Annotated in this window: 3 protein-coding genes and 1 pseudogene; all 4 read left to right on the forward strand. The window is 69.4% G+C overall.

Annotated features, from left to right (window positions below; all coding sequences use genetic code 11):
* A partial coding sequence (locus AC3A6Y_RS34850; RefSeq protein WP_487872767.1) for an NAD(P)/FAD-dependent oxidoreductase occupies positions 1–888 on the forward strand: 888 nt, incomplete at its 5' end.
* Positions 889–959: 71 nt separating this feature from the next.
* Positions 960–2,582 (forward strand): ABC transporter substrate-binding protein, encoded by a 1,623-nt coding sequence (locus tag AC3A6Y_RS34855; RefSeq protein ID WP_487872768.1) that lies wholly within the window; start codon positions 960–962, stop codon positions 2,580–2,582.
* 187 nt (positions 2,583–2,769) lie between these two features.
* Positions 2,770–3,726, forward strand: a complete 957-nt coding sequence (locus AC3A6Y_RS34860; RefSeq protein WP_487872769.1) for an ABC transporter permease — start codon at positions 2,770–2,772, stop codon at positions 3,724–3,726.
* A 10-nt stretch (positions 3,727–3,736) separates the two neighbouring features.
* A pseudogene (locus AC3A6Y_RS34865) lies at positions 3,737–3,924 on the forward strand (ABC transporter permease); the annotation flags it as partial.

Here is a 3,924-nt window from a genome sequence, read left to right on the forward strand (position 1 = left end):
CAGCGCAGCGCCGAGCGCCTGATCGGCGACGGCGTGGACACCGACGTGGAGATCCTCGATGCGGCGCGCGTGCGCGCTGAAGTGCAGAGCGAGCGCTTCCACGGCGGCCTGCTCTACAAGCGCAGCGGCCAGATGCACATGGGCCGCTTCGCGCAGGGCCTGGCCGCGGCGGCCGAGCGCAGCGGCGCGCAGATCCACACCGGCACGGGCGTGCAGCGCATCGAGCGCCTGGGCCGCGGCCATGCCCATCGGCTGCACACGGCCAGCGGCCCGGTGGCCGCCCAGCAGGTGCTGCTGGCCACCGGCGCGACGCGCCATGGCGGCTACGGCAGCTTCGGCTGGCTGCGCCGGCGCATCGTGCCGATCGGCAGCTTCATCGTGGTCACCGAGCCGCTGGGCGCCGAGCGCGCGCAGGCCCTGCTGGCGGCGCGGCGCACCTACACCACGGTGGCCAACATCCACCACTATTTCCGGCTCACCGCCGACCACCGGCTGGTGTTCGGCGGGCGGGCGCGCTTTGCGGTCTCCAGTCCCCAGTCGGATGCCGCAAGCGGGGAGATCCTGCGCGCGGGCCTGGCCGAAACCTTTCCGCAGCTCGGCCCGGTGCGGCTGGACTATTGCTGGGGTGGCCTGGTCGACATGACGCAGGACCGCCTGCCGCACGCCGGCGAGCGCGAGGGCCTGTACTACTCGATGGGCTACAGCGGCCACGGCACCCAGATGTCGGTGCACATGGGCCAGCGCATGGCGGCCGTGATGGCCGGCGACGCGAGCGCCAACCCGTGGCGCGAGCACGACTGGCCGGCCATCCCCGGGCACTTCGGTCCGCCCTGGTTCCTGCCGGCAGTCGGGCTGTACTACCGGCTCAAGGATCGGCTGGGCGGCTGAGCAGCCCGGCGAGTCCGCCATTTCCCGTTCCGCTTTCTTCAACCACAAGGCCTCACCAGGAGCACCCCACCATGAACGACAGCAGCCACAAGAGCTTCGAAAATTTCGTCGGTCCGCGCGAAAGCCTTCGCGCGATGGAGTCGCTGCGGCGCGGCGCCACGCGGCGCGACATCCTCGCGATGCTGATGGCCGGCGGCATGCAGGCCACGCTGGCCGGCAGCCTGGCGGGCGTGGCGATGAACGCTCATGCACAGACGCCGCGCAAGGGCGGGCGCATCCGCGTCGCCGGCGCGACCGCCGCCGCCACCGACACCCTGGACCCGGCCAAGCAGTCGAACCAGACCGACTACTCGCGCTGCAACATGGTCTACAACGGCCTCACGTCGCTGGACGGCAGCCTGACGCCGCAGCCCGCGCTGGCCGAGTCCTTCGCCACCAAGGATGCGAAGACCTGGGTCTTCACGCTGCGCAAGGGCGTGACCTTCCATGACGGCAAGGCGCTCTCGCCGGCCGACGTGGTGTTCTCCGTCATGCGCCACAAGGACCCGGCCACCGCTTCCAAGGCCAAGGTGCTGGCCGACCAGATCGAGAGCGTCAAGGCCAGCGGCCCCAACGAGGTGACCTTCGTGCTCAGTGCCCCGAACGCCGATCTTCCGGTGATCCTCGGCACCTTCCACTTCCACATCGTCAAGGAAGGCACCACCGACTTCAACGCCGGCATCGGCACCGGGCCCTACAAGCTCAAGGAATTCAAGCCCGGCGTGCGCTCGCTGGTGGTGCGCAACGAAGCGTATTGGAAGCCCGGCAAGCCCTACCTCGACGAGATCGAGTTCGTGGGCATCGGCGACGAGAGCGCACGCGTCAACGCGCTGCTGTCGGGCGGCATGGACCTGGTGGGCTCGGTCAATCCGCGCTCGGTGGAGCGGGTGAAGGGCACGCCCGGCTTTACGGTCTTCAGCACCCAGTCGGGGATGTATTCCGACCTGGTGATGCGCAAGGACGTGGGCCCCGGCGCCAACCCGGACTTCGTGCTGGCGATGAAGCACCTGTTCGACCGCGAGCAGATGAAGAAGACCATCGCGCTCGATTACGCGGTGCTCGGCAACGACCAGCCGATCGATCCGACCAACCGCTTCTACTTCGCCGGCCTGCCGCAGCGCCCCTTCGACCTCGACAAGGCCAAGTTCCATCTGCAGAAGTCCGGCGTCACCGGCAAGGTGCCGGTGGTGGCATCGCCTGCGGCGCTGTACTCGGTCGAGATGGCCGTGTTGCTGCAGAAGAGCGCGCAGCGCGTTGGCCTGGAGCTGGACATCAAGCGCATGCCGGCCGACGGCTACTGGTCGAACCACTGGCTCAACAGCCACGTCGGCTTCGGCAACGTCAACCCGCGCCCGAGCGCCGACGTGCTGCTGACGCAGTTCTTCCAGTCGGGCGCGGCCTGGAACGGGTCGCGCTGGAAGAGCGAGAAGTTCGACCAGCTGCTGCTCGCCTCGCGCGCCCAGACCGACCTGGCCAAGCGCAAGCAGATGTATGCCGACATGCAGACCATGGTCCACCAGGACGCCGGCATCGGCATCCCGCTGTTCCTGGCCAGCATCGACGGGCACACGTCCAAGCTCAAGGGCCTGTCGCCGATCCCGCTGGGCGGCCTGATGGGCTACAACTTCGCAGAAAACGTCTGGCTCGAGGCCTGAGCATGAGCGCTTCCCCGGGCCTCGCGCACTCCGTATCGCTGCGCCGTTCCCCTCACCGGGGGCGAGACCAGAGGCCTGGCCCTTCGCCGGGCTCAGGACAGGCCAAGGCCGGTTCCGCAACGTTCCCCGAATGGGCGGCGTCGGTTTCATCCATCGCGAACGGTGCAAAGCACCCTGGAGCAAACAGATGAACAGTGTGATCCTCAAACTCCTCGCCCAGCGCATCGCGCTGGCGCTGCTGTCGCTGCTGGCGGTGTCGGTGATCGTCTTCTCGATCACCGCGGTGCTGCCCGGCGATGCGGCGCAGGAGCAGCTCGGCCAGGAGGCCACGCCGGAGGCGCTGGCGGCGCTGCGCACGCAGATGGGCCTGGACGTGCCGGCGCCCGAGCGCTATGCGAAGTGGCTGCTGGGCATGGTGCAGGGCGACCCCGGCCGCTCGGCCACCACGCAGCTGCCGGTGGGCGAGCTGGTCGCCAGCCGGCTGCCCAACTCGCTGCTGCTGGCCGCCGTCACGGCGCTGTTCTCGGTGCCCATCGCGCTCACGCTGGGCATTGCCTCGGCGGTGTGGCGCGGCTCGTGGTTCGACCGCGCCGCCTCCACCGCGGCGGTGGGCGTGGTGTCGGTGCCCGAGTTCCTGGTCGCCACCCTGGCGGTGCTGGTGTTCGCGGTCCAGCTGCGCTGGCTGCCGGCGCTGTCCTTCGTCAACGACATCGAGTCCGTCGGGCAGATGCTGCGCGCCTTCGCCATGCCGGTGCTGGTGCTGTGCTGCGTGATCGTCGCGCAGATGATGCGCATGACGCGCGCCGCCGTGATCGACCAGCTGGAGGCCCCCTACATCGAGATGGTGCGGCTCAAGGGCGCCTCGCCCATGCGCATGGTGCTGGCGCATGCGCTGCCCAACGCCGTGGGCCCGATCGCCAACGCCGTGGCCCTGAGCCTGTCGTACCTGCTGGGCGGCGTGATCATCGTCGAGACCATCTTCAACTACCCGGGCATCGCCAAGCTGATGGTCGATGGCGTCTCCCAGCGCGACATGCCGCTGGTGCAGACCTGCGCCATGATCTTTTGCTGCGCCTACCTGATCCTGGTGACCACGGCCGACATCTGCGGCATCGTGGCCAATCCGCGGCTGCGGCATCGCTGAGGTGAGCTCCATGGAAACCACATCCACCTCCACGCCCATCGTGGGCGCCACGGCGGCCCTCGCGCCGCTGCCTCAAGGGCGCCGCGGCGGCCCGCTGCGCTGGCTCGGCAGCTTCGGCCCCTCCGGCCTGCTCGGCCTGTCGGTGCTGCTGTTCTGGATGCTCGCGGCCCTGTTCGGCCCCTGGCTGCTCTCGCACAG

This window comes from Variovorax sp. Soil_C_17 (genome assembly GCF_057657265.1).

Excerpts from the sequence above, each read along its gene's own strand:
- AC3A6Y_RS34860 (WP_487872769.1), top strand. The coding sequence starts at position 2,770 with ATGAACAGTGTGATCCTCAAACTCCTCGCCCAGCGCATCGCGCTGGCG.
- AC3A6Y_RS34855 (WP_487872768.1), top strand. The coding sequence starts at position 960 with ATGAACGACAGCAGCCACAAGAGCTTCGAAAATTTCGTCGGTCCGCGC.